This is a genomic window from Paenibacillus sp. FSL R5-0486 (assembly GCF_037975155.1).
Taxonomy (GTDB): Bacteria; Bacillota; Bacilli; order Paenibacillales; family Paenibacillaceae; genus Paenibacillus; species Paenibacillus amylolyticus.
Genome location: NZ_CP150237.1, coordinates 1,853,841 through 1,879,064 on the forward strand (window position 1 = coordinate 1,853,841; position 25,224 = coordinate 1,879,064).

39 protein-coding genes are annotated in these 25,224 nt (G+C 42.6%); 38 read left to right on the top strand and 1 reads right to left on the bottom strand.

Going from position 1 to position 25,224, the window contains the following annotated elements; translation table 11 throughout:
- Nucleotides 1–64 precede the first annotated feature (64 nt).
- The 38 genes from MKY01_RS08330 to MKY01_RS08515 all read left to right on the top strand — a co-directional run bounded on the left by MKY01_RS08330 (nucleotide 65) and on the right by MKY01_RS08515 (nucleotide 23,485).
- Nucleotides 65–517 carry a hypothetical protein gene (locus MKY01_RS08330; protein ID WP_127544706.1) on the top strand — a complete coding sequence of 151 codons (453 nt, stop codon included), beginning with the start codon at nucleotides 65–67 and terminating at the stop codon, nucleotides 515–517.
- Between the two features lie 33 nt (nucleotides 518–550).
- Nucleotides 551–1,054 (top strand): DUF4188 domain-containing protein, encoded by a 504-nt coding sequence (locus tag MKY01_RS08335; protein WP_076252614.1) that lies wholly within the window; start codon nucleotides 551–553, stop codon nucleotides 1,052–1,054.
- Nucleotides 1,055–1,079: 25 nt separating this feature from the next.
- Nucleotides 1,080–1,580 (top strand): hypothetical protein, encoded by a 501-nt coding sequence (locus MKY01_RS08340; RefSeq protein ID WP_076252611.1) that lies wholly within the window; start codon nucleotides 1,080–1,082, stop codon nucleotides 1,578–1,580.
- A 171-nt stretch (nucleotides 1,581–1,751) separates the two neighbouring features.
- Nucleotides 1,752–2,198 carry a LytTR family DNA-binding domain-containing protein gene (locus MKY01_RS08345; RefSeq protein ID WP_047842163.1) on the top strand — a complete coding sequence of 149 codons (447 nt, stop codon included), beginning with the start codon at nucleotides 1,752–1,754 and terminating at the stop codon, nucleotides 2,196–2,198.
- Nucleotides 2,195–2,605: a hypothetical protein gene (locus MKY01_RS08350; RefSeq protein ID WP_127544703.1), complete on the top strand. Its 411-nt coding sequence runs from the start codon at nucleotides 2,195–2,197 to the stop codon at nucleotides 2,603–2,605. The genes MKY01_RS08345 and MKY01_RS08350 overlap by 4 nt, the downstream gene beginning before the upstream one ends.
- A gap of 15 nt (nucleotides 2,606–2,620) precedes the next feature.
- Nucleotides 2,621–3,022 (top strand): hypothetical protein, encoded by a 402-nt coding sequence (locus MKY01_RS08355; protein ID WP_127544700.1) that lies wholly within the window; start codon nucleotides 2,621–2,623, stop codon nucleotides 3,020–3,022.
- 77 nt (nucleotides 3,023–3,099) lie between these two features.
- Nucleotides 3,100–3,492, top strand: a complete 393-nt coding sequence (locus MKY01_RS08360) for a hypothetical protein (protein ID WP_127544697.1) — start codon at nucleotides 3,100–3,102, stop codon at nucleotides 3,490–3,492.
- Between the two features lie 5 nt (nucleotides 3,493–3,497).
- Nucleotides 3,498–3,845, top strand: coding sequence for a hypothetical protein (locus MKY01_RS08365; protein WP_127544694.1), 348 nt, complete (start codon nucleotides 3,498–3,500; stop codon nucleotides 3,843–3,845).
- Nucleotides 3,846–4,121: 276 nt separating this feature from the next.
- Nucleotides 4,122–4,631, top strand: a complete 510-nt coding sequence (locus tag MKY01_RS08370) for a hypothetical protein (RefSeq protein WP_127544691.1) — start codon at nucleotides 4,122–4,124, stop codon at nucleotides 4,629–4,631.
- A gap of 59 nt (nucleotides 4,632–4,690) precedes the next feature.
- Nucleotides 4,691–5,533, top strand: a complete 843-nt coding sequence (locus MKY01_RS08375; RefSeq protein ID WP_339286207.1) for an adenylyl-sulfate kinase — start codon at nucleotides 4,691–4,693, stop codon at nucleotides 5,531–5,533.
- Between the two features lie 38 nt (nucleotides 5,534–5,571).
- Entirely contained in the window at nucleotides 5,572–5,757 is a 186-nt protein-coding gene (locus tag MKY01_RS08380; protein ID WP_036610391.1) for a hypothetical protein, read from the top strand.
- Complete coding sequence (locus tag MKY01_RS08385) at nucleotides 5,754–6,245, top strand: NUDIX hydrolase (protein ID WP_127544688.1); 492 nt, start codon at nucleotides 5,754–5,756, stop codon at nucleotides 6,243–6,245. The genes MKY01_RS08380 and MKY01_RS08385 overlap by 4 nt, the downstream gene beginning before the upstream one ends.
- Before the next feature lie 14 nt (nucleotides 6,246–6,259).
- Nucleotides 6,260–6,829, top strand: coding sequence for a phosphoglycerate mutase family protein (locus tag MKY01_RS08390; protein WP_127544685.1), 570 nt, complete (start codon nucleotides 6,260–6,262; stop codon nucleotides 6,827–6,829).
- A gap of 93 nt (nucleotides 6,830–6,922) precedes the next feature.
- Nucleotides 6,923–7,438 carry a nucleoside deaminase gene (locus tag MKY01_RS08395; protein WP_091033118.1) on the top strand — a complete coding sequence of 172 codons (516 nt, stop codon included), beginning with the start codon at nucleotides 6,923–6,925 and terminating at the stop codon, nucleotides 7,436–7,438.
- Nucleotides 7,435–7,809, top strand: coding sequence for a hypothetical protein (locus tag MKY01_RS08400; RefSeq protein ID WP_127544682.1), 375 nt, complete (start codon nucleotides 7,435–7,437; stop codon nucleotides 7,807–7,809). Before MKY01_RS08395 ends, MKY01_RS08400 begins: the two co-directional genes overlap by 4 nt.
- Nucleotides 7,810–7,850: 41 nt before the next feature.
- On the top strand, nucleotides 7,851–8,393 hold the full coding sequence (locus tag MKY01_RS08405) for a GNAT family N-acetyltransferase (protein ID WP_127544679.1): 543 nt from the start codon (nucleotides 7,851–7,853) through the stop codon (nucleotides 8,391–8,393).
- Between the two features lie 20 nt (nucleotides 8,394–8,413).
- A complete protein-coding gene (locus MKY01_RS08410; protein WP_127544676.1) occupies nucleotides 8,414–9,079 on the top strand; it encodes a Type 1 glutamine amidotransferase-like domain-containing protein in 666 nt (221 codons plus the stop codon).
- Nucleotides 9,072–9,965 carry a PhzF family phenazine biosynthesis isomerase gene (locus MKY01_RS08415; protein ID WP_127544673.1) on the top strand — a complete coding sequence of 298 codons (894 nt, stop codon included), beginning with the start codon at nucleotides 9,072–9,074 and terminating at the stop codon, nucleotides 9,963–9,965. Before MKY01_RS08410 ends, MKY01_RS08415 begins: the two co-directional genes overlap by 8 nt.
- A gap of 26 nt (nucleotides 9,966–9,991) precedes the next feature.
- The gene (locus MKY01_RS08420; RefSeq protein ID WP_255319691.1) at nucleotides 9,992–10,753 is read left to right on the top strand and encodes an aminoglycoside adenylyltransferase domain-containing protein; all 762 of its coding nucleotides are present in this window, start codon (nucleotides 9,992–9,994) and stop codon (nucleotides 10,751–10,753) included.
- A gap of 4 nt (nucleotides 10,754–10,757) precedes the next feature.
- A complete protein-coding gene (locus tag MKY01_RS08425; protein WP_255319690.1) occupies nucleotides 10,758–11,210 on the top strand; it encodes a GNAT family N-acetyltransferase in 453 nt (150 codons plus the stop codon).
- Nucleotides 11,173–12,192, top strand: coding sequence for a phosphotransferase (locus MKY01_RS08430; RefSeq protein WP_164783127.1), 1,020 nt, complete (start codon nucleotides 11,173–11,175; stop codon nucleotides 12,190–12,192). The genes MKY01_RS08425 and MKY01_RS08430 overlap by 38 nt, the downstream gene beginning before the upstream one ends.
- A gap of 53 nt (nucleotides 12,193–12,245) precedes the next feature.
- Complete coding sequence (locus MKY01_RS08435; protein WP_127544661.1) at nucleotides 12,246–13,085, top strand: GNAT family N-acetyltransferase; 840 nt, start codon at nucleotides 12,246–12,248, stop codon at nucleotides 13,083–13,085.
- A gap of 23 nt (nucleotides 13,086–13,108) precedes the next feature.
- Nucleotides 13,109–13,699 (top strand): HD domain-containing protein, encoded by a 591-nt coding sequence (locus MKY01_RS08440; protein WP_127544656.1) that lies wholly within the window; start codon nucleotides 13,109–13,111, stop codon nucleotides 13,697–13,699.
- A 45-nt stretch (nucleotides 13,700–13,744) separates the two neighbouring features.
- Entirely contained in the window at nucleotides 13,745–14,200 is a 456-nt protein-coding gene (locus MKY01_RS08445) for an NUDIX hydrolase (RefSeq protein ID WP_076327121.1), read from the top strand.
- 17 nt (nucleotides 14,201–14,217) lie between these two features.
- Entirely contained in the window at nucleotides 14,218–14,547 is a 330-nt protein-coding gene (locus tag MKY01_RS08450) for an HIT domain-containing protein (protein ID WP_127544653.1), read from the top strand.
- Between the two features lie 175 nt (nucleotides 14,548–14,722).
- Nucleotides 14,723–14,881, top strand: coding sequence for a hypothetical protein (locus tag MKY01_RS08455; RefSeq protein ID WP_162158967.1), 159 nt, complete (start codon nucleotides 14,723–14,725; stop codon nucleotides 14,879–14,881).
- A 108-nt stretch (nucleotides 14,882–14,989) separates the two neighbouring features.
- Complete coding sequence (locus tag MKY01_RS08460) at nucleotides 14,990–15,769, top strand: hypothetical protein (RefSeq protein ID WP_127544650.1); 780 nt, start codon at nucleotides 14,990–14,992, stop codon at nucleotides 15,767–15,769.
- Between the two features lie 134 nt (nucleotides 15,770–15,903).
- A complete protein-coding gene (locus MKY01_RS08465; RefSeq protein ID WP_127544647.1) occupies nucleotides 15,904–16,584 on the top strand; it encodes a zinc dependent phospholipase C family protein in 681 nt (226 codons plus the stop codon).
- 103 nt (nucleotides 16,585–16,687) lie between these two features.
- The gene (locus MKY01_RS08470; protein WP_036669510.1) at nucleotides 16,688–17,110 is read left to right on the top strand and encodes a hypothetical protein; all 423 of its coding nucleotides are present in this window, start codon (nucleotides 16,688–16,690) and stop codon (nucleotides 17,108–17,110) included.
- A 27-nt stretch (nucleotides 17,111–17,137) separates the two neighbouring features.
- Nucleotides 17,138–17,698, top strand: coding sequence for a GNAT family N-acetyltransferase (locus tag MKY01_RS08475; protein WP_127544644.1), 561 nt, complete (start codon nucleotides 17,138–17,140; stop codon nucleotides 17,696–17,698).
- Nucleotides 17,699–17,830: 132 nt separating this feature from the next.
- Complete coding sequence (locus MKY01_RS08480; RefSeq protein ID WP_127544641.1) at nucleotides 17,831–18,328, top strand: PH domain-containing protein; 498 nt, start codon at nucleotides 17,831–17,833, stop codon at nucleotides 18,326–18,328.
- Complete coding sequence (locus MKY01_RS08485; RefSeq protein ID WP_315370617.1) at nucleotides 18,325–19,887, top strand: PH domain-containing protein; 1,563 nt, start codon at nucleotides 18,325–18,327, stop codon at nucleotides 19,885–19,887. Before MKY01_RS08480 ends, MKY01_RS08485 begins: the two co-directional genes overlap by 4 nt.
- An 82-nt stretch (nucleotides 19,888–19,969) precedes the next feature.
- Nucleotides 19,970–20,746, top strand: a complete 777-nt coding sequence (locus tag MKY01_RS08490; protein WP_339286216.1) for a Cof-type HAD-IIB family hydrolase — start codon at nucleotides 19,970–19,972, stop codon at nucleotides 20,744–20,746.
- 109 nt (nucleotides 20,747–20,855) lie between these two features.
- Nucleotides 20,856–21,026: a YHYH domain-containing protein gene (locus MKY01_RS08495; RefSeq protein WP_094030640.1), complete on the top strand. Its 171-nt coding sequence runs from the start codon at nucleotides 20,856–20,858 to the stop codon at nucleotides 21,024–21,026.
- A 94-nt stretch (nucleotides 21,027–21,120) separates the two neighbouring features.
- Entirely contained in the window at nucleotides 21,121–21,582 is a 462-nt protein-coding gene (locus tag MKY01_RS08500) for a GNAT family N-acetyltransferase (RefSeq protein ID WP_339286218.1), read from the top strand.
- Nucleotides 21,569–22,231, top strand: coding sequence for an HAD family hydrolase (locus tag MKY01_RS08505; protein WP_339286219.1), 663 nt, complete (start codon nucleotides 21,569–21,571; stop codon nucleotides 22,229–22,231). The genes MKY01_RS08500 and MKY01_RS08505 overlap by 14 nt, the downstream gene beginning before the upstream one ends.
- Before the next feature lie 55 nt (nucleotides 22,232–22,286).
- Nucleotides 22,287–22,814: an NUDIX domain-containing protein gene (locus MKY01_RS08510; protein WP_339286220.1), complete on the top strand. Its 528-nt coding sequence runs from the start codon at nucleotides 22,287–22,289 to the stop codon at nucleotides 22,812–22,814.
- Nucleotides 22,814–23,485, top strand: a complete 672-nt coding sequence (locus MKY01_RS08515) for a DUF3298 domain-containing protein (RefSeq protein ID WP_339286221.1) — start codon at nucleotides 22,814–22,816, stop codon at nucleotides 23,483–23,485. Before MKY01_RS08510 ends, MKY01_RS08515 begins: the two co-directional genes overlap by 1 nt.
- A gap of 299 nt (nucleotides 23,486–23,784) precedes the next feature.
- Here the strand turns inward: MKY01_RS08515 and MKY01_RS08520 are convergent, their stop codons facing one another.
- Complete coding sequence (locus MKY01_RS08520; RefSeq protein ID WP_339286223.1) at nucleotides 23,785–24,945, bottom strand: glycosyltransferase family 1 protein; 1,161 nt, start codon at nucleotides 24,943–24,945, stop codon at nucleotides 23,785–23,787.
- Nucleotides 24,946–25,224: the final 279 nt, after the last annotated feature.

Genomic DNA, 25,224 nt, shown 5'->3' on the forward strand with positions numbered 1-25,224 from the left:
GGTTATATCTGAAAATGGGTTTCCAGTTATTCTGCTTCACAGAATTGCATAAAGGAGGATGACTATGGACATCGTTATGACACTTGAACCGCACGGATGGCTGGATATTCTTGTTCAACCCGATCATGGAGAACAGATTGAGATTCCGGTTTCTTTTTTGTCGGATGCGGTGGATGAGATAGCATGTCAATTCGTTGCATTGCACAAAGGAGCGACGGAGGTAACCATGACCATGCAGACCGAACCTGGAGAATATCGCTTCTGGATCAAGAAACGTTCGCAGATAATCGTTCAATTCATGGTGTATGAGATGAGTGATAACTTTAGCACGGAAGCCGTTACAGAGGGGCGATTGCTTATGTCTGAGGAGTTATCCTTGGTCAAGTTGACTAAGCTATTTTACAGAGAATTAAGCAAATTGAAGGAAATGGGACCGGAGGAATATCACAAACGGTGGAGTTTTGAATTTCCCCTGAATGCCTATGAGCGGATAGGCAGGGTCGTCCAGATCCGATGAAATCGAATGTGTTTGACGAGAAGGAGGGGTGACATGGTGAACATACATAAGGGAAGATACTCCGCTCAGATTGAGGGAGAATTTGTTGTTTTTATTATCGGAATGAGGATCAATCGTCTGTGGGCTATACACAAATGGTTGCCTGTCTTTAAGTCCATGGGACCGATGATTAAAGAACTGTATATGAATCCGGAGACTGGATTTCTGAGTACAGAGTATTTTATAAGTTGGCGTGGGGTGACGCTACTACAATACTGGCGCTCTTACGATGAATTGGAGAAATACGCACGAGGCGGATTACATTTGGAAGCTTGGAAAAAATTCAACCGATCCATTGGTACTGACGGAACAGTAGGGATATATCATGAAACATACAAGGCTCAGTCGGGTTCCTTCGAGACCATATACGCCAACATGCCCAAATTCGGATTAGCTAAAGCTTCTGACCATGTGCCTTCGACAGGGAAAATGGAGACATCCAGACGCAGAATGGGCGGAGAGAATGACCCGGCCGTGGAAGTACCAGAGAATCCTTAAATAGGTAAAAAGAAAGGGGCATGTTATGAAGGCTAAACTTCGACCAGAAGATATATATTCAAAGCAACTTAGCTGGCTGTGTATTGAACCAATGCTTGTTTCGGTACGGGGCAGAGATATGGCAGCCAAAACAGAGATATACCGAATGTTACACGAAGGGCAACAAGCTTTATTTCTGTTCTATTCCTATCACAATCACACGAAAAGTCTGGCAGAATTTTATTGGTTTTCGGCATATAACATCATTGAGATCAAAAGCTGGAATGGAATAAAAAATGGGATGCACTTTTTTCATTTAGATGAGATGGTTAATGTACTTGAACAGATTGAAAGTCTCATTACGGACAAAAATAAAGTGGGTGAAGAGTGGCTTGAGGTGCTGGCAACAGATCTGGATAAGGACCCAATCTTGCTTCAGAGAACAGAGGTGTTATATGACACCTATCAGACCGTGGCGCAAGCAGCTATTACACATATGAATGAGATGATCCTGCAAAATCGGGATATGTATCTGGAGATTGAGTAAGGTTAACGTAGCACCTCCTTATATTAAAAGAACTGCTCCCATGGAGTGGTTCTTTTTAGTATTTATGCAGTACCGATGCAACAAACTTGCAAAATCATGCAACAAAACGCAATACAGTGGGATTGCCGTAACTATGCTTGTAATATGAGTTGTGAGAGGAGGGGCAAACACATGAAAGTCATTTTTGAAGAGGACACGACAGTTGAAAAAAGGTTAGCCAAGGTCATAACCCATCCTGCGGAGAAGTCGAAGTGGGACCGTATTCAGAAGGCAATCTGTGAATCGGAAACTCAATTAACGGTCATCCATGCCAAGAATAATCGCAATATACAGATCCAGTTGAGCTCGGTGGTTGCCTTTGAATCAGAGGATCGGATGTGCTGTGTCCGGGTGATCTCAGGTGAGAGGTACTTGCTTCATAAACGTCTGAAATTTGTAGAAGAGGATCTGGATGACCTTCATTTTGTAAAAATAAATAATCAAACGATCATCAATACGCGGTACATCACCGCATTCTCTGCAACAGACCAAGCTCGAATTAAGGTAGACCTGAGCGATAGCTCCAGTTACTTCGTCAGCCGATTTTATATTAAAAACTTTAGGGGGAAATTATCATGATTACTCAACTTAGAAATTCTTTTTTTCAAGTATTCACTATAATGACGCTATGGATCACACTCTTGGCTACAATATTCTTTGGTGATCTGCCCATTCAGATGTCCTATTTAAGGAACATAGCGGGTATTGCTTTTATTGCAGCTTTGTTGTTTGGAATGATGTATAACATACTGTGGAACTATTTTACGTTAAAACCGGTATGGAATATCGTCATTTCTTCCACATTCAATATTGCAGGAGGTATGGCGATGATATGGTTATTCTCGGTAGACATGTTCCAATTCATCGCTCCCTGGTTCCCCGGCATGTGGTTATTATCTATCGTGCTACACGTCATCGCTTTTTATTTTTATGCTAGAATAGATAGCAGGAAAAAAGCGGAAGAGTTAAATAACATTCTCAAGTAGGTAGGGAGTACACGTATGAACGAGGAAGAACTGTTGCAGTTGTACGGATTGGAACCTGATGAGGTAAACCGGGAGGCCATCCGACAGCTGCTTCAGCAAGAGATTGAGAACCGGAAGTCAGAGGATAACGAGGTTCTGAGACTGTTGTGCATCATGTTATTCTGTATTGGAAATGTGGAGGACACCAGGCTGATCTGGCAAGCCAAACGAAAGAATCAGGATACGGGCAGTTATATTGATGTGCAATTATTATGTGGTGCAGGGTATGAGGAGACATTGTTTTACCTGGAAAATAATATGGACGGGGAACAGGCGCACAAGGAGTTACTTTACCTTAAACAGTGCGAGCCGTATGACTTTGTTGATTTCTCCAACGCGGAATGGGTCTCAAACTATAAACAATATTATGGTGTTTAATATATGAACATACGGGATGAGGTAATTCATAGGCATGGAATAAACGAGCAAACAGACATACTGGAAGGAGGGGGGCTATGCCAAGTTTGCATGACAACATCATATTAAGCTACGAAGTTGATTTAGAGAACAAAAGGATCAGGATGCGTACTCGTTCAAGTCATGATGTGCCGAAAAATATGGATGTTTTATTCTCTGGTGTTATGGCTCATATGTTTGATACACCGCTGCATGGCAGCATTATTTTGGATCTGGATGAGTGGGATATAGAGCATTTTATCCATTATAATCGAGAGTTGTTAGAATCGGGGATGGGTCAAGGGTGGCCTGTCAGTTATGATTCCTATGATGAATTGCAAATCCACCTGATCGAGGAGAAATACAAGTACATGGTGATCTCATCCTCGTATGGATTGAGTGGTTGGGTTTTGGCGAAGAACGTAGAGATTTCTATTCAAGAAACGGGGTGAACGGGATGGAGCGTGAATACACACAGCATGGTGGCAAGAAGGGCGCAGGACTAAGAACGGGCATTGTTGTTCTTGTTGTTCTGCTCGTTATTCTAGTAATGACCAATCCAAACGAAGAAGATTTTGTTGCGTGGCTCGCAAGTGAACATGACATCCATGCTTCGTATGATGTGAATGATGGCAGGACGTTTACGCAGACGATCGACGGTGAGGAAAAGAAGCTTCACTATAAAGGCGGACATATAGGGCATATAGGGATTTTTTCAACATACAGTTACCGTTTTGCGGATAATGAAGAAAAAGAGATCCAGATTGAAGCGGTCGGTATAATGAATATGTTATTTGATAGATAGGTAGATTGATTGTGGACAGTTACAAAAGTTGAGTGAAAGTTCTGCTGATAACCACGCGCTTTGCATGATGTAACTCGTGCAGAGAAGCGTGTTTTTTTGCGTATAAAGCGATAGAAACAGAGATGGTTAACTTCGTTTATTCGCAAATTCCACATTATGGGTTATGATGTACCTTGAGAGAAAATTTTACATACATAGGAAGTCTCTATTTTAAATAAAAGTCATTTAAGGTCTTTACCAGGGGAGTGTTATCCATGACTAAATGGAGGGCTGATTATGAAAAAGTTAACCGTAGTTTCATTATTATTTCTACTTCTAGTGGCCTGTCAGAACCAGGAAAACACTGAAGATGCACAACAATCATTAGATTCCTCGACTCGAAGTGTCACAGAAATAGAGGCACAACAGGATGAAGAAAAATCGACATCCCAAGAGAATGAAGACATCCCACCAGAGTATCTTGATGAAACAAACTATACCGGTGACAAATTGGAAATCGTCAAACTTATGAATGCTCGTATGCGTTATTTATACGAAGAGGATGAAAAGCGATATATGAATCTTTTTGATCCAAAATCTCCTATATCAGGTATGGGAAGATACAAAGTTCTCAAGGTTACTCCCATGAGCGACATAACTATACAGGAGCAAAGGAAGCTCTACCAGGCAGTGGTGACGGTTAACGAGTTAAAAGAGAACAATGAAGAGTCTAACAATACGATGGTGTTTTGGAAAAAGAAAGAAGATGGCGATAACGCGCAATGGGTTATTGCAGATATTGATTAATAACATAGTGTCTGACACATGGAAGATCCATATCTTCACACAAAATAAAGGGTGATGTAATGATGGATAGGCGATTAATACTCATTGAAGGGTTACCGGGTTCAGGCAAGTCGACGGTTGCCAATATGGTATCCGAAATTTTGATAGAACAAGGCAAGACGGTACAACTATTTCAAGAAGGGGACTTGGATCACCCTGCTGATTACGAAGGCGTATCTTTTTATTATGCTGGAGACTTCGAGGCTTTATTGAAAACACATGAAGAATACAGAGAGATTTTGAAAAGCAATGCGATTGTCCATGATCAAGGTTTCCTGATTCCTTATCGTAAGATGAAAGAACAGTGGGGAATAGATTTGCCCGATCACATTGTACAGGATATTTTCAGCCGAGATATTTACGAAATTCCTTTTGAGCAAAATGTTAAGCTGATCACCGAGAAGTGGCAAGATTTCGCCCAAAACGTGTTAAGCACGAATGATGACTGCATCACGATATTTGAGTGTTGTTTTATCCAGAATCCACTAACTATGGGTCTTGTAAAATGCAATCAATCCAAAGAGCAGAACGTGCAGTATGTATTGGAACTGGGGCGTATCATTCATGATCTGAATCCGCTTCTCATCTATATCGACCAGAAAGATATATCCTATACATTTGATAAGGCAGTTAGTGAAAGACCAAAAGAATGGTCAGAAGGTTTTATTGACTACTATACGAATCAGGGTCTTGGGCAAGCACAGGGTTATAAGGGTATTGAAGGTACGGTACAGGTTTTGCAGGAAAGAAAGAATTTAGAGTCCAAAATCTATGGGTTACTTCAGATGGATAAGGTCTGGCTGGATAATTCGGATTATGACCGCGAGGCTTGTAGGCGCAAACTAGAAAAGATTTTGCAGTAACCTTAATGAAATACGAATACATACCGGAGGTCAGTTTTATGACATTTTATGGAGTAGCCTTAATTGCAACAACCGCAATCTTAATTATTATAGGTGTTCGAAGCAAACGGAAAGTAATTCTTAGATGGGGCATAGCCAGTTTAATTTTATTGCTCGTACTCATCATTCCCTCATTCATCATGGGATTCATGGACGGATTTGCTGATGGATGGTCAGCGAGATGACCACTGCAGATAACAATAATGTATCGTATGAACAAAATAACAACAAATTCAACTTTCGTGTGGCAGGTATTGTGATGGATGCGGGAAGAGTTCTTTTGCATACGACTGAACAGGATGATTTCTGGAATCTGCCCGGAGGTCGGGTGAAATTAAACGAGACAACAGAAGCGGCTATTGTGCGAGAGATGATGGAGGAACTGGGTGTTCATGTAGAAGCGCAAAGGCTCGCATATGTTAGTGAAGATTTCTTTGAATATGATGGCCTGAAGTATCATGAAGTTGGCTTTTATTATCTCATCAAATTGCCGGAAGCCCATAAGCTATATAGTGAAACTGAATTCAAAGGTTTAGAAGATAACGGTAAGTTAACTTTCCAATGGTTTTCCTTGGACGAACTGGAGCGGATGGAAGTATATCCTGTGTTTTTGAAAGAGGAACTGACTAACCTTCTTGATGCAAAAGGCATCAAACACTTCATTCAGAAATAGAGGAATAGGTGCCTATGGACATTACATTTATTCGTCATGGTCATGGCGAACACTTGATGGATTATCCAAACCAATTAAATTGTCTGCATCCGGGCCTCACTGAATTGGGAGAAAGTCAAGTCATAGCGTTGCGTAAACAAGTGGTTTTTGCGCCTGAAGACGTCATTTTGGTTAGTCCAACGAAACGTACTATTGAAACAGCACAACTCCTAACCACTAACAAAAATCTTGTATTCTTCAGCCCGCTGGTTGGCCCAAGAATGTTTCCTCAGAATCCAGAGTTTGTTCCTTTCATCTGTGATCAGATCTATTCCAAGGAAGAGCTCAGTCGTCAGTATACTGACATAAGAATGCTTAATTTGGGGTTGGATTGTTGGGAAGAAAGTATTAATCAGATGGATGCAGATCGGTTCCAGATATTAGCTGAACAGCTTCTTGAGTGGTGCAGGCAACAGAGCGGCAATACGTTTATCATTTCACATGATGGTACGATATCGAACTACAGGATGTTACTCGGAGAAAAAGAGTTAACCAAAAGTGATTTTCTTGGTGAAGCAGAGCAGTACACGATCAGGAACTTTTAACGATCTAAGGAGATTCCGTCAATCTCTTTTACTACACATTAGACAAGGAATCTGCTTTATAAGCGACTATAACTGCACTTAGGGGGATTTTCAATGAAGTTATCGGATTATGAGTATCTGACTTTGGCTCTGGAAGAAGCAGAACAATCATTTACTGAAGGAACGTATCCGATTGGTGCGATAATCGTGGATGTGGATGGGATTGTCGTGAGTAAAGGCCGGAACCGAGTCTTCTCGGATTGCGACCCCACCGCACATGCTGAGGTGGATGCCATTCGTCGGGCAGGAAAACATTTGCTGGATGTAGAGAAGAAGAAATTCTCGAAGAAGAAAGACTTGACGCTTTATACTACCTGTGAACCTTGTCCCATGTGTTCGTGCACCATATTAATGTCGGGGATTAAGAAGATTGTATGGGCAGCAGATGATGAAGAATATGGCGGGCTTCGACGTTTCAAGGAAGGGCCTCATTTTATCCATATGTTTGACACATTATCCTGCGTTGCAGCACCATACCTTGATCTGGAAAATAAACAGAGAGCATTGCTCGCCAAATGGAATATTGGTAGAGGATTGCTTAATACAGAATGGGAGATTCCTAAGCAATGAAATCTATCCCGTTCTCTATACTTATAGCCAGTGTCATTTTAGGTATCTCGTTTATTATTGGCTGTATATTGCTAACGACTCAGGAGAGAAATAGTGAACTGACTCAGGTAGCAGAGCAAGAAGTACCTATTGATAAAGCATTAATGACGATTCAAGAAACTGCCGAGTATCTGAGTATGACTGAAGAACAGGTGATGAGTATTATTAAGGCTGAGCAAGGGAGTTTTACTGTGTCAGGTTTCTTTGATGGGAGAATGTTTCCGTTCATTAAGGTTCAGGATGAATTTTTTGTTAGTAGAGTGGAGTTGGATTTGTGGGTTCAGGAAGCATCTGCAAGTCACAGAAGATATATTAATGGGCAAATGCAGTAGTCCTATGGGGACGTTGCGTAATCCAAAGGAGATGAATCCACATGGAATTCTTGGGACAGAAAATTAAAATAACAACAGTCACAGAACAGGACCTCAACTTCATATGTCAACTTGAATGTGACACAAATATATGGAGCTTTGAGGAAACTGTTGAAACGGATGAGGAAAAGGTCCGTGAGAAATATCGCAGCCATTTTGCTGTCGCAGATGAGAAACCGTATGCCTATGATTTCGTTATACGCCGCTTGAATGATCCAGAAGATACCCCCATTGGTATCGTTCAGATGTGGAGTTATGTGGATTACCGAAAAAGCTGGGAGATTGGATACGGTGTACTTTCAGAATACGCAGGCAACGGATATGGGAGCGAGGCTACACGTCTTTTGTTACAATTTGCGTTTCAAGAGTTACAAGCTCATAAGGTTGTCGGCATGTGTAATTCAGAAAACGTTCGCTCAGCAGCATTGATGCAGCATGTGGGTATGACACGGGAGGCCGTCTACCAGGAAGAACTATGGTGGAACAATCAGTGGACAGACCAGTATTTTTACTCCATTTTGGATAGAGAGTTTAAGCCAGTCTAATAGGTACGGGAGGAAATAAGATGACTACGTTGGTTCTGCTAAGTGGTTTGGTTTTCGAATCTAACGATAAATTGGATCAGAGAATACTACGCTTATTTAACAGTGAACAGCCTTCCATCGGATATATCCCTTCGTGCTCCGACCCGGAGCGGAAGTATTTTGAACATACTAAACGTTATTATAATCAAATAGGAATAGATAACATTCAATATTACGATCTTGATCTGGAGTATGAGGAGAGCACATTTGGCTCTATTTTCGAATGTGATGCGATTCATCTATCCGGCGGAAATACGTTTTATTTTCTAAGTTTATTACAGAAGAGAAATGTGCTTGGTTTGCTGCGTTCCTATGTGAAGAGTGGCGGCATTCTGATTGGGGTTAGCGCAGGAAGTATTCTGACTACACCTACGATAAAGATAGCTGGGTATGGGGAAGATGCAGATGAGAACGAAGTGGGTTTGAATGATATGAAAGCACTGGAGCTTGTTGATTTTGAATTTGCACCGCACTGGGATGGTTCGGAAGAGACTCTGGATTCATTAAGAGAGTATAGCCGTGTTAATCGTACGGCTGTTTATGTGTGCCAAGATGGTGGCGGGCTTGTAATGGATGGTGAAAGCGTAGAGTTATATGGAAATGTGAGTCTCGTAGATTACAGAGAGAGTGGGTCTGGTGATGAGTAATATTACGGTCTATCATTATGATGCTTTCTCTACCGTTCCCGGTCAAGGTAACCCGGCAGGAGTGGTTTTTGATGCTGATCATTTCAGTGAGACGGAGATGCAGCAGATCGCTTATAAGGTTGGTTTTAATGAGACGGTATTTGTGTTGAACTCTGAAGTAGCTGACGTCAGACTACGTTATTTTACACCGGGGCATGAGATTAATCTGTGTGGTCATGCCACAATGGCATCACTGTATGGTTTGAAGACGCGTGGGATGTTAAGTGACAAAGAGTTGATCACAATTGAAACCAATGTAGGTACATTACCCATACGATTTGAGCGCAATGCCGACACCATTTACATGGAAATGAAACAGGATCAGCCGCAGTTTATACCATTCCAGGGGGATATCGAGAAGCTGGTAAGCGCCATCAATCTCACTCTGGATGATGTTGACCTTTCTACGCCAATCGTTTATGGAAGTACAGGAGCCTGGACGTTATTAATCCCGATTCGTGAACTGAACTCCTTTATGAAAATGAAACCGGATTCTTCCCTGTTCCCAGGAATTTTAATTGATAATCCCAAAGCTTCCCTGCATCCCTTTTGTTTCGAAACCCGTGATTCGGATGCGATGATGCATGCCAGACATTTTTCATCACCATACTCTGGTACGACGGAAGATCCTGTGACTGGAACAGCCTCCGGGGTGATGGGTGCTTATTATTTAACCTATGTGAAACCAGAGATTGATGAGGTACAGTTTGTGGTAGAGCAAGGGCATGAGATTGGAAGAGATGGAAAGGTTCAAGTGAGTGTGATTCGGGATGGTGAGGATATGGATGTCAGAATGAAGGGGACAGCTGTATTTGTGCGTGAACTAAACGTTGAATTGGACACCTGATCATATACATGAAGGAGAGAGTCTTGTTGAATGAAAAGACTGTTTTAGATAGCGTTACTTGTGTCTTGAAAGAAGAATTAACGGACGCCTCGGTGGGGATCTATCTACACGGTTCTATGGCCATGGGATGCTTTCATCCAAATCAGAGTGATATCGATATATTGGTCGTTAGCCGGGAAAAGCGATCTGCTGACACCTATCGAAGGATAGCAAAAAAGCTAATGCATATTGAAGATGAGATGCACATTACGAAAGGTTTTGAACTCAGTATTGTACTGGAATCTACGATTGTAAGTATGGCATACCCTACTCCTTTCGAATTTCATTATTCTGCCTATCACCGGGAGAAATATCGAACGGATGAGCAATATCTCTGTGGCGGATATGAAGATCCGGATCTGGTAGCACATATGGCGGTCATCTATGATCGAGGTATTGTGCTGGATGGTAAACCCATTAAGGATCTGTTCCAACCGGAAAATCGTGAACATATGATTGCCTCAATCACATCGGACGTGAGTTCAGCTATGGAAGAAATTGTGGACAACCCAGTCTACTATGTATTGAATCTGTCCCGGGTTCTCTTGTATGTGGAAGATTCAGTCATTCACTCTAAGCGAGAAGCAGGAGAATGGGCTCTCACAGAGCTTCCCGCTAAATACACGGACGTCATCTCACAATGTCTTGCAAAGTACAATGGTGAACTGGAGAATGTGAATTTGAGTGAAGCCTTACTTCTGGATTATGCGGAATATATGTTGAATCAGATCCAAGTGAAGGGAGATTAACATTTTGCAAATTTTTGATATTCGGCAGAAGCCGGACGTGCTGCAAGAAGCAGTACAGTATTTCTGGAAACAATGGGGCTCGGAATCAAGCTTCCATTTCTATCGGGATTGTATAGAGCGTTCTGTGGATACAGAGAGTGATGTACCAAGATTTTATGTGATGTTGGACGGAGACCGAATTATCGGTGGGTGCGCTTTGTTGCGAAGTGATCTGAATAGCAGGCAGGATCTTTTTCCCTGGTTTGCGTGTCTTCATGTTGATCCAGAATATCGGGGCCAGAATCTGGGTGGACAACTTCAGACCCATGCGATGAATGAGGTGAAAGCAAAAGGGTATGACAAGCTGTATTTGTGTACTGATCTGACTGATTATTATGAAAAAAATAACTGGGCCTATATCGGTAAAGGATATTTGCTTGATGATGAAGAGACAAGAATCTATGAATATAAGATTTAATGAAATCATTTCTCATTATTTCGAAAATATCGAGTATACCTTGAGAGCCGTTCCATTTGGCTTGACGAATACGACCAAAATCCTTGAAATACAAGAACAGAGGTTTATCGTTCGTATCTATAACAGACATCTCAAAACGATCGATGGTATTGAACTTGAATGTAAAGTGACAGCTTTCCTTGAAAGTACTCATTCTTCGTTTCAGATCCCAATCTTTCATAGTGCTATAGATGGCCAACACTATTTATTATTAGAAAATGGGACGCTTGCGGCTATTACTACCTTTCTAGAAGGTACTGTACCCCAATTGTCTAGCGTAGACAAATCTAAGAAGTTTGGGCAGCTGGTGGGTGAGTTTTCGACACGAATGCAAGGGTTCCCAATAGGCAAGCAAGTTTACAGGGGAATTTCATTTACTAAAGTGTACGAAATTCATCCGTTAGCTAATCGTCAATCGATTAAAGTTTTTTATGAAAATCTACCTTTTGAATTATCAGTTTCAAAGGTTATCTTTTATCAGAAAATGATCAAAGAAATTAAGAGTTCTAATCTGCAGTTAGAGATATTACCACAACAGTTGGTTCATCATGATTTGTTGATTTATAATTTGCTGGCTCAGAATGAAGAAATCACTGGTGTACTGGATTTTGATATTATTGGTATGGATGCTGCGTTTATGGAATTCACAATTAGCTTTAACCATGTGGTTCAGGAATCCCAAGGATCAATGGAAATGATTGAGTCCTTTATTCAGGGGTATGGTCGTGAACGCAAGCATTCAGTGCTTGAGTTCGGTTATCTCCCTTTACTTACAAAAATCTATTATATAGCAGTACTTCATTTTTATATTGGTCAGCATTATGCCGGAGCAACGATTGAGCACAACTTCACGTTTATGATTGAACAGTTTGAGAGAAACATGAATTGGCTGGAAAAGCATAATCTTAAGATTCAAGAGTTGCTTAATAGATACTTGGTTTGATTACACGCTTGATGTAATAATTCCTGAGCTGTCGTTATAGGAGGAATGAACCTATGATTACCGAGATTAATAAACATGATTTCCACAAAGTAAAACATCTCACGGACTCGTGTCAGAATATTGAAGTCAAGGCGGTGGCGTCTGGCTTGAATCCGGGACGGATCTATGTTGATGATGAAGAGAATATCACTGCCGCACTAATTTGGATACATGGACAATCTGGTTTTCAGTTGATTGGAGACTCTCGAAGTGCGCCCTTTCTGAATGAATTGAAAGAGTACATGCGAGAAAGGATTGAACCTGAGTTATCGAACTTACATATGCATGGTGTTGAAATTGGTGTGGTGGACGAGTCCTGGGAAGATGTTCTCCAGCATGTCTCCGGGAAAAGAGAGATCTCCAGTGATATTCAGCATGTATTCAAATTGAATCCAGATTCGATAAGTCATCAAGTACCTCTCGACATATGTGCTTCACAGGACGAGGAAGTCAGAATTCTCAGGATAGATGAAGTACTATTAGGAGAGAGAAGATATAACAATTCTCAATTCCTGAAGGATAAAATCTCTTACTTCTGGACGACAATAGATGATTTTTTACAACATGGCTTTGGCTATATTGCAGTGCATAACGATGATATCGCGAGTGTTTGCTTTTCGGCATTTATCGCAGATCAGACACATGCGGTTGATATTGAAACGCTTGAAGTCTACAGAAGAAGGAATTATGGTGCGATGGTGGCAAAAGCTTTTGTGGAAGAATGCAGTCGTGTAGGTATACATCCGTATTGGGATTGTTCACCGGACAATGCAGGCTCAATTCGTCTGGCACAAGATGTGGGGATGTCACTCGATTTTAACTATAGAGTTTACTGGTATGATCTATCCACATAGATGGGTATGAAGGAGGATGTGCTGTGAGCGAATCATTACAGGATCAGATTCACTTTCTCATTGAGATTGATAAACTCAAAACGATTGAACGAAAGACAAGAATTATGCACGGTGAGAGACTTGAAAATGATGCGGAGCATTCCTGGCATCTGGCGATGATGGCCTTGGTTTTGCAGAGTCATGCCAACAAGGATGTGGATATCCTCAAAGTCATTAAGATGCTTCTCGTTCATGATCTGGTCGAGATTGATGCCGGAGATACGTTCGCTTATGATACGGTGGGACACACAGATAAATATGATCGTGAACTCAAAGCAGCTCATCGGCTGTTTGGTATATTGCCTAAGGAACAGGCGGAAGAACTACTCTATTTATGGTTAGAGTTTGAAGCAAAGCAGACGCCTGAAGCACAATTTGCCTCATCTCTGGATCGGTTGCAGCCTCTGATCCATAATCATCAGAATGAGGGAGATACGTGGCAGAAATATAACATTACAAGTGATCAGGTATTAAACAGAAACCGTGAGATTGCGAACGGTTCCGAAACATTGTGGGAGTATGCGCAGCAGCTTATTCAGAAATCCGTAGATCAGGGAATCTTGACCAAATCATAAGGGTAGGTTTCACGTATGCACTTTGAAGATGGGGGAGAAGCATGAATGGGGTATATCATGGAGCTAAGAAAACTGGTGGGCCCGCGTCCTCTAATTATGGCGGGCTCATGTGTACTCGTGTTCAACGAGGAAGGTCACCTGTTGCTACAAAAACGTACAGATAGCTTGGATTGGGGGACACTTGGGGGATCCATGGAACCCGGGGAGTCTTTGGAGGAAACAGCTGCGCGGGAATTGTATGAAGAGGCCGGACTGAGAGCGGAATCATTCAAACTCATTAGCATTTTTTCAGGTGAGGACATGTACTATCAGTACCCACATGGTGATGAAGTTTACAACGTCATGGCTGTTTATGAAGCTTCAGGTATCAAGGGCAGCCCAACCATTTTGGATGATGAAGGGCTGGAACTCCGATATTTTGATCTGAATCAGCCGATCCCTGAGATCAATCCGTTTACGGAATATGTGTTGAAGAAGGCAGGATATATTAGAACTAACTAGTAAGAGGAGGGTATGTTATGACGCAGGACTTCTATTGTGATGAGGTGCTGAGTGGTAAAACGCAAGTCAAAGTTGTCATGGAAACAAATAACGTTATGGCTTATCACCATACCCGACCATACTACGAACACCATATCGTGGTGATTCCCAAGATTCATATTCAGTCCTTCATTTCAGAAGAGGAAGAGAATAATGATGAACTACTCTTAGAAATGATGCGTGTCATTAAAAAGATTGCTGCTGACTTGTTAGCTCAGACAGGCTCGTCGAAGATTATAACTAACTTGGGCAGTTATCAAGACTCGAAGCATCAGCATTGGCATATAGTCAGTGGTGAGCGAACTTAGGAAACTGTATACCGGATTACAAAACTTCCACCTTTCACATACGGATGTGGAAGTTTTTTCGTTTTGAACCACTAAACATACCAAACAACTCTTACATCTACCCAAAAATGAACTAAGGAAAAATATGCTAGAATAGGGAGTGAACATTTAAAAGGGTCAATTAGGAGGAATAATAATGATGGTTGGTTCTATAGTTACGATATTTGCAATGTTGATTAATGTGTTGTTATATGGACTGGGCGTGTATGCGCTGATCCTGTTTATTAAGCTAGCCCGACGTGGGATTCAGGCACTGGATATCTACCTGTATGAGAAACGGGGAGAGCGTTTTTAACGTTCACCATCTCACACTCGAACAGAATTATCATTTTTCTCTCAGTGTTTTATCTTTCCTGATCTAGTATGATTAACGCATCAATCCAGTAAAGAGAGGGTTAATGACATGGATGCTTTTTTAGAGCAAATTAACGAGTTAAACGAGCTTCAGAAAGACTTGGTTAGCCTACATCCTTTGTTTGCAGAACATTATCCAGTGGTTGTAGCCTATGAAGCTTTATTATATATCTATGATTATTCGTCCAAAACGCAGCAATATGAGTGGGTGAAGACGGTACCGGACGATTTATATATTCCAGATGAATGCCTTGCTGCGATGCCGGTGCATCATATGAACGGACGAATGTGTGCGATTGTAACGGATACAGCGTTCAAAGATCTGGAGCAGAAAGTTTATCTGTTCCACGAATATGTTCATTGTTATGTATATGAGAAATATGATGAACGGATCGTGAACCGTCTTCAGATTAAACATAAAATGGACCAACTGAAGCGTGTGACATGGGAACTGGATTATGAATTTCCGTATGAAGATGAAATCGTTGTGGAACGGATTAACTCATTGTTGTCTGCTTTGAAGAGTAAAGACCTGACACAAGTACAGACAGCTAGAAAGGCGTTGTTCACTTCATTAAATGAAGAACAAGCCGAGTACTGGAGCTGGTTAGAGTGGAACGAGGGTTACGCGCGTTATATTGAGAATCTGATTCGGGCAAAATTCGGGCAGGAGAGCAATCATTTTGGAGATACAGCTCCGTTTAATCGTCTAGTATTCTATGAATGTGGGTCGGAATACATTATTCTGCTTGTGAAGGAGCACCCGGAGTACCATACGGATCTGGAGCAGCTGTTTGACCGCATGCAAGTGGAGAGAATTCAGGGATAATCACGCATCTACGGTGAAAAAAGGTGGAACATCGAAGTCTCACTATTCCAGTGATCTGCGTTGCACCAGTAGGTTATATCGTTTCTTTTTACTAAGTATAGTAGAATACTTCCCGATAAAAGGAGATTAACTCTATGCCTTTACCTATGGTTCATCTCAATATTGCTAATCGAATTGCAGACTCGCTGCAAATGCAGGCTGATCGAGGTTCATTCTATCTGGGGAATATCGCCCCAGATTCCATACATATGCGCGAAGGTACAACTAGAGATGATAAGGAATACACCCATTTTAACCCGAAAGATGATGGAGATCACGTTGGTGAACTGAAGGATCTTTACTCATTCTATATGCAACAACTTACCGATGAAGGATGGAAGTGGTTTGTGCGAGGATACTTTATGCATGTGCTGACAGACTATTACTGGTTCCGTAGTGTGCATCCCGAATTCGTGGAACGGGTCAACAAGGTAGATCAACATACAGGCAGTAGCAGATCGAAGGATGAACTAGCGCGTTTATATTATCAGGAGACGGACCAGATCGATTTCAATCTCTATCAAGGTTCAAGGTGGAGCGAAGAGGTATGGCAGGTGCTCAACAGCTCACCGGGTTATGACATGACGGATCGTTTAACTGCTGATGAGATTGTACGCTGGCGGGACCACACGTTTTCTTTTCTTAATGGGGAAGAACCGGGAATTACTCCTGAGTTCATCACGGGTGAGAGAGTTCAGGTATTCGTGGAAGAGACCGTAGAGCGACTGATCTCTATGTTGTCTTCATGGGACCCGGAGTTACGTAACTTGATATGAATATAGATAGTTAGTGCAGTTGAGTTATTCATTATATACTGTATTTATTACTTCTCTACTCATTACTAGTTTATTTAATACTAAGTCAGGGAGGCACGCAGGTATGGTGAGATATGTAGGAGTGTTGCTCATAGTCGTCATTGCCACGTTCATTGCAGGGTGTAGCAAACCGAATGAATCGAACGCGGAAGAAGGGCTTCCTGTACTGATCACTTTAACGTGTAATCCCAACCTTGCCTTGGAACCATGCCAAGATGTTGTGTTTGATCGATCTGACGAGATTCGAATCATGATGGAGGCCATACATAAGGCAGAGCGTATGCCGGGTATTATTGATTATGGTACGCAGTACAAGATGAGCATAACAAATGCGGACAGCTCGATAACACGGTATGATTTTTCACTAGGAATGGATCCCAAGATGCAAGGCTTGTTAGTAAACGAGGAAGACACGCATACTGGATATAGCATTCCTCTTGAGGATGCGAATCAACTAAGAAGACTGATTCAGCGACGTATAGATTAAGAAGGTATATGGGACGGAGAAGAACCTGTGGATGACAAAATTACCATTGAACCTTTGACGCGATCGGATGCAGATGGAGTGTATCAGGTGTTCGAGACAACCATTCCCGCAGCATTTGATCAGGAGGGAATAGGCTCGCTTCTGGATGATATTCAGGATGAAATAACGAAGAAAAAAGCGATGATTCACAAGGCATTGCAAGCAAAGGACAACATCAAAGCAAGTGTGTTTTTCCTCGTCGCCAAAATGGGGGATGTTATTGTAGGCACAATCTCGTATGGACCGTGTGGTAAGGAGATTCGAGAATGTACAGAGGGCCGGCTGAACGGTATCGGAGAACTGGGTAGCCTGTATGTGTTGCCCGAGGTTCAAGGACAGGGGGTTGGTTCGGCGCTCATTCTTGCACTGGTTACTGAACTGCAACGGCTGGGAATTCAGCAATTCTGCCTGGATAGCGGTTACCAGATCGCACAGAAGAAGTGGCAACGCAAATTCGGTGAACCCTATGTGGTGGCGAACAACTATTGGGGAGAAGGAACAGATCATATGGTTTGGCTGTGTGAAGTACAGGATTTTATAGTAAAATGAAATGAACAAAAGAGATGACGACCTGTATTGTATAGGGGTCATCTCTTTATCTTTTTGCATCGATCGTGGACGATTGTTCGTACAGTGTACCATGTGTGTTTTTATGTACCCGAGGAAAAAAGGAGTGAACATATGTCAATACAGTGGAATACACCCGAGCAACGGCTGTCCCCTCATGCGGTAAACTTGTGGAGAATTAGCGCCATCATATGGAATGTAATAGGCTTTCTGATCCTTGCCGTACTGTTAATACTGGACTCCATCTATGGATGGAAGACGTGGATTGGTTGGATTTTGTGGGGCGTTACGGCCATATCGGTGCTCTATGCGGTGTGGGATATTTTCATCCAGCCGTCATGGTTATACAAGCATTGGTACTATGATGTGAATGAGGAGTTCCTGCAACTGAAGCGTGGGGCGCTAACCAAGGTACATCAGATCATCCCCATGGCGAAAGTGCAATCGGTTACAACAAATCAGGGACCTTTAATGCGAAAATACGGACTCTATTCCATATCGGTTGGCACGATGGGTTCATCGCATGAAATCCCGGCATTGCCAGAGGAAGTTGCACTTGCACTCCGTCATCAGATTGCGTCCTATGCGCGAATTAATGAGGTGGATGAATGATCGATATGAAGCGACATCATCCATTAACCATGCTGTGGAGCTTGTGGAAACGGGTAAAGAATTGGTTTGCCATCGTCCTTTTTTTGTTTGTTTTCCGTCAGGGCTCGGAGTCCCAATGGATATTCTATGGAAGAATCGCTTTTTATGTAGGTGTCTCCCTTAGCATCCTGTCCATGATCCTGAAGTGGTTCACCTCGCGTTATGCAGCAGACGATACAGCCTTTCATATCTATAGTGGTGTGTTTAACCGTACTCGAAGAACGATACCTTATACGAAGGTCCAGAATGTGAATCGTCATACAACGTTGTTTCATCGGTTATTCAGGGTGACGTCGATTCGATTCGAGACCGGAATTAAGGGAGAAGATGCTACCTTTCAGTTACACGTTGTTTCACTTTCCGAAGCGGAACAGCTGGAGAAGATTGTAGCAGGTCATATGGCTGAAGAAGCAGAAACAGCAGGAGCAACAGAGGAACATGATACGTTGGATGCAGTTCAGGTTATGGAAGAGGGAGAGGCGCAATCCGAACCTGTTATAACGGATGAAGTCATGTCTCTACCTGCAAAAGAAAAACAGGAACGGGTTGTTCATTATCATTCCACCCGCAAGGACATATTCAAAGCATCCTTTACCTCGCTTAGTTTTCTCGTACTGATTCCGGTCCTGGCTACGCTCTATTCCTGGGTGAAGGACTTCTTCCCTGATGAAGAAGTAACGGAAAGTTTGTTATTAACCTGGCTTGATTCCTGGTGGATTGCCGGTTTGATGATTTTAGTTTTATTGATTATATCTATTGCTCTGGGCATAGTCAGAACCTTTGTAAAGTATGGTAATTTCCAGATCACCTCGGATGCCAAACGGATCTATATCTCGAAGGGCATGATGGAGCAAACGTCATTTTCAATCTTGAAAGAGCGAGTCCAGGCCGTGAAAATTACACAGTCACCGATGAAAAGGCTGCTTGGATTAGCGGAAGTAGAACTGACCACTGCAGGTAGTCTGGGGGAATCCGAGCAGGAGGTGAACTCGCTCTATCCTTTCTTGCCTGTGAAGCAAGCCTATACCCTGATTGAGGAGATCCTGCCATCCTATCGGGTTACGCAGGAGATGGAAAAACTTCCACGAATATCACTATGGCTGCGCCTGCTCAAACCAAGCTGGGGGTGGATCATAATTACGGGTTTATTGTGGTACTTCAAACCATTGGTGTTTGGGCAGAAACATGCCTGGTGGATGATTTCCGCGATTCTGCTCGTGTGGATTGCAACATGCAGAGTGATGGACTTTTTCCATACCCGATACATTCTGCATCAGAATTTCATTCAACTTCGAACCGGGGCGCTCACTTCAACCCTCTTCATCTCCAAACGTGAGAAAGTCATCGAAGTGCAGATCACCCGTAATGTGTTACAGCGTTGGTTCGGTGTGGCTTCCATTCATACGGTAAACCGCGCCAAGCCAGTACTGCATCATCGGGCACATGACATTTCCCTGGATACGGCCAAATCATTTCAATCATGGTACATGGGTCGTACCCAAGATGTTCAGACCCGTTAATTGCAAGAGCAAGTGCAGGAAGACCACACAAGGTTATTCTGTGCTTGCTCTTTTTAATTGAAGACAGAGGAGGAAGTACATTTTGATTAGAGCTGTATTCTTTGATGTGGACGGTACGTTGCTGAGCGAAATAGATCGGAGTTTATCACCGCGTACAGCTGAGTCGATCCGGGAATTGATTCGTAAAGGCGTTCAAGTTGTACTCGTCACAGGCAGGCCCTATAATTTATGCGAAGAATTCAGAAATCTCGGAATCGATACGATCATTTCGGCTAATGGGGCATTGATCAAAGCAGGTGATGAAGTGATACATAAGTCTGTACTTTCAGCACAGATGGTTAGAGCATTCAGTGAGTTTGCCGAGTTGCATGGGCACAGTATTTCATATTTTACAGAGTCATTTGAGACGAACGGGTTGTGTACAACAGATGGTCGTGTTACTGACGCTTTAAGAGATACGCTTGGACTTATGGATTCCCCACAGAAAATCAGCACGTTGGAACAGGACGTATATTGCATTTGCTTATATGCGGATGAAGCGGAGACGGAGAAATTCCAGTCCAGATTTCCTTCCTTACGATTCGTGAGATTTCATCCGTATGTAGTGAATGTGCTGGAAGCGAGCGAAGTCAGCAAATCTATAGCCGCAGAGAAAGTTCTCGACTACCTGAAGATATCCAGAGAGGATACAATGGCCTTTGGCGATGGGGAGAATGACGTGGATCTGCTAGTGTATGCGGGAATCGGAATTGCGATGGGAAATGGCGGAGAACGGATTAAACAAAGCGCTGATTATGTCACCCTGCGGGCAAGTGAAGATGGAGTCACCCATGCATTAAAGCAATTTAAGATTTTATGAGAATGGATCGGCTAAAAAGATGAAGGATATCCAAATTGTGGATTTTCATGTAGAATGATATAGCACGTATTAAGCCCTAAAGCATAGGGTGTTGATCGAAGGGTGACTTATGAAAAAGGTTGTTATCGTAATCCTGTCTCTTGTCGTACTTGTTGGTGTATCCTCTTCCGCTTATGCTCATCCAGGCAGACTGGACAAGAACGGTGGACATAACTGTTCAGCCAAATCCAAACAAAAGGGTCTGTGCACAGGTTATCACTATCACAAAAAGAAAAAATGAGAATGAGCTGTACAAGATAAACCCGGCCATCGTTCAATGTATGGTTGGGTTTGCATGTGTACCATTGATTTAAAATGATGGAGGCGGTTACACCATGCAGATACAGGAGATATCGGTGTGGAATCATGACGATTTAGTGGCGATGCTGGTTGAAAGCTCCAGTGAGGGGTTCGGACATATCGAGCGATTAATCCATGAATATGAGACAGGAATCAATACATTCGAGCAAGAAGATGAAGCGCTTTTTGAATGCAGAATGGACGATAAGGTGGTTGGGATCTGCGGTCTGAACAGAGATCCTTATTCTGAAGTGACTGATACAGGAAGAATTCGCAGGCTTTATGTGATGAGAGAATTTCGAAGACATGGGGTTGGGCGCAGCCTGATGGATGCGGTTATTCAAAAAGCGGAAAATCATTACGCTCGACTGGTTCTGTACACGGATCAACCGGTTGCTGGATCTTTTTATCGCGACTTGGGATTTAGAGAAGTGACGAGTATGGAGAAGATAACGCATGTACTGGAATTGGGGGAGAAGGAAGATGGATCATATTAAAGCGGTTATTTTTGATTTGGACAATACAATTCTGAACAGAACAATGACCTTTGACGGCTTCACGCAGAGTTTGATTAAAACCTATTTTGGTCACCTTGAGTCAACCGAAGATATAAGCAAACGAATTATTGAACTCGACCAGGATGGTTATAAGGACAAACCCTTTCTGTTCAACGAGTTGTTGCATGAACTGCCCTGGGCAGAGCATCCGCCACATGCAGAACTGATGGAGTTCTATGGCAGAGAGTATGTGCGAAGTTCAGTTCTGATGGAACAGGCGCGAGAAGTCGTTCAGCATCTTCGGGGGAAATATCAAACCGGGTTAATTACCAATGGGCAGACCGATATTCAGTATGGGAAGATCGATCAACTCGGTATCCGGGATGATTACGACCATATTATTGTTTCAGAAGAGGCTGGAGTCAAAAAGCCCGATCCACGCATATTTCAGCTTGCGCTCGATCATTTCGGTCTAAAACCAGAGCAATGCATTTACATTGGTGATCATCCCGTGAACGATATTGAAGGAGCAGCAAGCGTAGGCATGAGCACCATCTGGATGAAGGTCAACCAGCCGTGGCAGGACAGAATTACGACTAGTCCTTTACATACGATTGAGCATCTAAGTGAGCTGAAGAAACTGCTTTAGAAGACGGTTATATAAATTGAATTCCTATAATCCCAGTTTGGAAAGCGAGGAACATATGGAAATTAGACAGATGGCTACAGCGTTTTTGAGCAATGGCTCAGAGATGCTGATGATGAAGAAGGCGGGTAGCAGATTGTTTGATTTTGAATTCTGGGGTGGCATTGGCGGACATCTGGAACAAGGGGAACTGAACGTACCCATGAGCGCCAGCTATCGGGAGATTGAAGAAGAGACCGGGTTCACGCAAGAGGATGTCGAACACTTTCGGCTTCGATATATTCTGTTGGAAGTTAACGGTGGTGAGATTTGGCAGCAGTTTGTATATTTCGGAGAGACTAGGCATCGACATTTTGTGCCCTCGGATGAAGGCGAGTTATTCTGGATACCGCTGGATGAGGTGCTGGACTTACATTCGTCTATTCTGATCAAAGCAACGCTTAGGCACTATTTACAACACCCAGGAGCAGAAGACATCTGGATTGGCAACGTTCAGAGCGGAACAGACCTAAAGAACACTCCACAGGTAATATGGAACAGAATGCAGGAAACGATATCGTTTGAGCCAAAGGGGGTAAATCGATAATGTTGAAATATAGAATGGAAAGAAAAAAATTGAGATGGATAAATTACCTGTTGATCACTGTACTGATTGCTATCATTCTTCCGAGTAGTCATGTAGAGGCAGGCAGCACGATTACAGTGAAAACGAAGGTCCAATATTACAAAGGACAGCCATACATACATCTAACAGGTGGAAATAAATCTGTGACGGATAAGCTGAACAAGACATTTAAACTCCACACAGTGAAAGCAGCTCGCCTGGACAAAGAAGAAAAGAAATCAAACAAAAAATATTTCTACATCACCATGGCCAGTGTAAAATACAATGCAAAAGAAAAGTTATCTGTGGTATATGAAGATCATGTGTACACTGGCGGAGCACATGGAATGGATGCGACAAAATCATATAACTATGATTTAAGAACGGGAAAAGAACTGAAGCTAAGCGAGTATGTCAAAGACGATACTCAGATGGAGAAGGTAGAGAAATCAATCTCCAACAGTCTATTAGCCATGTATAATGCAGGAGTTTCTATTTTTGAAGAAAATATTTATGATTTTCAGCTTGATCAAACATCTGAATTCTTTTTATATGACAAAGGTATCGTCATCCGATTCCACCCTTATGAGGTTGCACCCTACGCTAAAGGGTTTGTAGATATCAAAGTCCCGTTCAGTAAATTCAACCAATAGATTGTTTGTAATAAAAGGCATGATCCAGTTCAATGAGGTCATGTCTTTTTCTATATATACAATCATTCAAAATACTCTAAATAATTTCAATAACTTCGGCTTCTATGTTTCTACATACCGTGTAAATAGCTTAACCCATTCCAAGAAGGAGGTTTTGTTATGAAACGTATGGAAACATGTTTCAGGCTGACCGTAGCAGAGTGTAAATGCTATGGCAGCCTGAACGAGCGAACCGGTTTAATTTAGCATAGGGCAGAGGCGGTAGTTATGGGTTGGTAGAAGAAACTGATTTCATAAAACTACGCTGTAATAATTCGATCTTTCGTTTTTCTGTTCCGATGTTCTATAGCTTCCTCATAATCCCCGATTAGTGTATCAAAAATATGCTCCCACGACCGCTGCTCAGCCAGCTTTCTGCCTTCCAATCCCATCATCCGCAATTGGTCCCCGTGATTTCCCCAGAGACATATCTCCCGAATCAGTGCATCAGCCTGACCTGGCTCGAATAATACACCATTGCGGTGGTGGGATATCAGATCCTTTACACCTCCGGCATTGGCCGCCACTACAGGGAGTCCTGAAGCCATCGCTTCCAGTACCACATTGCCAAATGTCTCCGTAGAGGAAGGAAACACAAACAGATCTGCCGAAGCATACATAACAGCAAGTTCTTCGCCATGCATATAACCTGTAAAGGTGACATTGGGTGGGGATTGCAGACGCATTTTCGGGAGAGATGGGCCGTCGCCAACGATGATCCAGTGTACACGGGACTGCATTTCCTGGGGCAACTGCTGCATGGTAGTCGTGAGTGTAGCGATATCTTTTTCCGGGGCAATGCGTCCAACGTAGAGTAGAATAAGGGGAGCGGTGATGTGGTATCGTTCACGGATATCCGAGCTGCGTTTATCAGGGGAGTACAGGTTGCAATCAATCCCGCGAGACCAAAGTTTCAGACGCTGAATGCCTTGGGTTTGCAGGGTGTTTAACGTTTCCTGCGATGGAGTTAGGGTTGCATCACAGGCACGGTGGAACCACTGGATATACTTCCAGTAGAGAGGAATCATACTTTTCAACCGGTAGTATTCGAGATAACGATCGAAGTGGGTATGGTAGGAGACAACATGGGGAAGATGGTGTTTGAGGGCATACCTCAGACCAAGCAACCCCATATTAAAAGGTGTGGCGATATGCAGCAGATCGGGTTGAAAGGTTTGTAGCTGCTTGTGCGTGTCTGCTCTGTTGGGTAGAGCAATGCGGCATTCGGGATACAGAAAAAAAGGGATGTTGGCAACCGATCGGACTTGAGTCTCATGGCTTCCTTCAATGACGGAGTTCGGAGTAAACAGCAGATGTTCAATTCTTCTGCGGTTCAGATGGTTACTCAAGCGGTGGAGCGTGCCAGCAACACCATTGGTTTCCGGAAGATAGGTGTCTGTGAACAAGGCCAGGCGCATCATTACCCCTCCCAAGACTCGTGATGTCAAGATCATAACAGCGGAACATTTTCCAGAGGTCAAGTGCACGTTAACTTGACGATATTCCCTGTAAATTGTTAAAGGATATACTATACCAACTTCCATAAGTTCAACTTATATAGCGTATTCTGATATGATGTAATAACGTGTCGGCGTAGTTGAACTTGAAATTTACACGATAACGGAGAGGGCAGAAAAAAACTGAAGAAGCGGAGCGTTCGCCTTTATCACCGGATTTTACCCTTTAATAAAGGGATTGAA

Excerpts from the sequence above, each read along its gene's own strand:
- MKY01_RS08410 (WP_127544676.1), top strand. The coding sequence starts at position 8,414 with ATGACTACGTTGGTTCTGCTAAGTGGTTTGGTTTTCGAATCTAACGAT.
- MKY01_RS08470 (WP_036669510.1), top strand. The coding sequence starts at position 16,688 with ATGGTGAGATATGTAGGAGTGTTGCTCATAGTCGTCATTGCCACGTTC.
- MKY01_RS08500 (WP_339286218.1), top strand. The coding sequence starts at position 21,121 with ATGCAGATACAGGAGATATCGGTGTGGAATCATGACGATTTAGTGGCG.
- MKY01_RS08515 (WP_339286221.1), top strand. The coding sequence starts at position 22,814 with ATGTTGAAATATAGAATGGAAAGAAAAAAATTGAGATGGATAAATTAC.
- MKY01_RS08365 (WP_127544694.1), top strand. The coding sequence starts at position 3,498 with ATGGAGCGTGAATACACACAGCATGGTGGCAAGAAGGGCGCAGGACTA.
- MKY01_RS08400 (WP_127544682.1), top strand. The coding sequence starts at position 7,435 with ATGAAATCTATCCCGTTCTCTATACTTATAGCCAGTGTCATTTTAGGT.
- MKY01_RS08415 (WP_127544673.1), top strand. The coding sequence starts at position 9,072 with ATGAGTAATATTACGGTCTATCATTATGATGCTTTCTCTACCGTTCCC.
- MKY01_RS08430 (WP_164783127.1), top strand. The coding sequence starts at position 11,173 with ATGATGAAGAGACAAGAATCTATGAATATAAGATTTAATGAAATCATT.
- MKY01_RS08435 (WP_127544661.1), top strand. The coding sequence starts at position 12,246 with ATGATTACCGAGATTAATAAACATGATTTCCACAAAGTAAAACATCTC.
- MKY01_RS08510 (WP_339286220.1), top strand. The coding sequence starts at position 22,287 with ATGGAAATTAGACAGATGGCTACAGCGTTTTTGAGCAATGGCTCAGAG.
- MKY01_RS08335 (WP_076252614.1), top strand. The coding sequence starts at position 551 with ATGGTGAACATACATAAGGGAAGATACTCCGCTCAGATTGAGGGAGAA.
- MKY01_RS08465 (WP_127544647.1), top strand. The coding sequence starts at position 15,904 with ATGCCTTTACCTATGGTTCATCTCAATATTGCTAATCGAATTGCAGAC.
- MKY01_RS08345 (WP_047842163.1), top strand. The coding sequence starts at position 1,752 with ATGAAAGTCATTTTTGAAGAGGACACGACAGTTGAAAAAAGGTTAGCC.
- MKY01_RS08455 (WP_162158967.1), top strand. The coding sequence starts at position 14,723 with ATGATGGTTGGTTCTATAGTTACGATATTTGCAATGTTGATTAATGTG.
- MKY01_RS08390 (WP_127544685.1), top strand. The coding sequence starts at position 6,260 with ATGGACATTACATTTATTCGTCATGGTCATGGCGAACACTTGATGGAT.
- MKY01_RS08460 (WP_127544650.1), top strand. The coding sequence starts at position 14,990 with ATGGATGCTTTTTTAGAGCAAATTAACGAGTTAAACGAGCTTCAGAAA.
- MKY01_RS08355 (WP_127544700.1), top strand. The coding sequence starts at position 2,621 with ATGAACGAGGAAGAACTGTTGCAGTTGTACGGATTGGAACCTGATGAG.
- MKY01_RS08480 (WP_127544641.1), top strand. The coding sequence starts at position 17,831 with ATGTCAATACAGTGGAATACACCCGAGCAACGGCTGTCCCCTCATGCG.
- MKY01_RS08350 (WP_127544703.1), top strand. The coding sequence starts at position 2,195 with ATGATTACTCAACTTAGAAATTCTTTTTTTCAAGTATTCACTATAATG.
- MKY01_RS08360 (WP_127544697.1), top strand. The coding sequence starts at position 3,100 with ATGCCAAGTTTGCATGACAACATCATATTAAGCTACGAAGTTGATTTA.
- MKY01_RS08385 (WP_127544688.1), top strand. The coding sequence starts at position 5,754 with ATGACCACTGCAGATAACAATAATGTATCGTATGAACAAAATAACAAC.
- MKY01_RS08405 (WP_127544679.1), top strand. The coding sequence starts at position 7,851 with ATGGAATTCTTGGGACAGAAAATTAAAATAACAACAGTCACAGAACAG.
- MKY01_RS08520 (WP_339286223.1), bottom strand. The coding sequence starts at position 24,945 with ATGATGCGCCTGGCCTTGTTCACAGACACCTATCTTCCGGAAACCAAT.
- MKY01_RS08450 (WP_127544653.1), top strand. The coding sequence starts at position 14,218 with ATGACGCAGGACTTCTATTGTGATGAGGTGCTGAGTGGTAAAACGCAA.
- MKY01_RS08340 (WP_076252611.1), top strand. The coding sequence starts at position 1,080 with ATGAAGGCTAAACTTCGACCAGAAGATATATATTCAAAGCAACTTAGC.
- MKY01_RS08330 (WP_127544706.1), top strand. The coding sequence starts at position 65 with ATGGACATCGTTATGACACTTGAACCGCACGGATGGCTGGATATTCTT.
- MKY01_RS08485 (WP_315370617.1), top strand. The coding sequence starts at position 18,325 with ATGATCGATATGAAGCGACATCATCCATTAACCATGCTGTGGAGCTTG.
- MKY01_RS08380 (WP_036610391.1), top strand. The coding sequence starts at position 5,572 with ATGACATTTTATGGAGTAGCCTTAATTGCAACAACCGCAATCTTAATT.
- MKY01_RS08375 (WP_339286207.1), top strand. The coding sequence starts at position 4,691 with ATGATGGATAGGCGATTAATACTCATTGAAGGGTTACCGGGTTCAGGC.
- MKY01_RS08370 (WP_127544691.1), top strand. The coding sequence starts at position 4,122 with ATGAAAAAGTTAACCGTAGTTTCATTATTATTTCTACTTCTAGTGGCC.
- MKY01_RS08445 (WP_076327121.1), top strand. The coding sequence starts at position 13,745 with ATGGGGTATATCATGGAGCTAAGAAAACTGGTGGGCCCGCGTCCTCTA.
- MKY01_RS08495 (WP_094030640.1), top strand. The coding sequence starts at position 20,856 with ATGAAAAAGGTTGTTATCGTAATCCTGTCTCTTGTCGTACTTGTTGGT.
- MKY01_RS08505 (WP_339286219.1), top strand. The coding sequence starts at position 21,569 with ATGGATCATATTAAAGCGGTTATTTTTGATTTGGACAATACAATTCTG.
- MKY01_RS08395 (WP_091033118.1), top strand. The coding sequence starts at position 6,923 with ATGAAGTTATCGGATTATGAGTATCTGACTTTGGCTCTGGAAGAAGCA.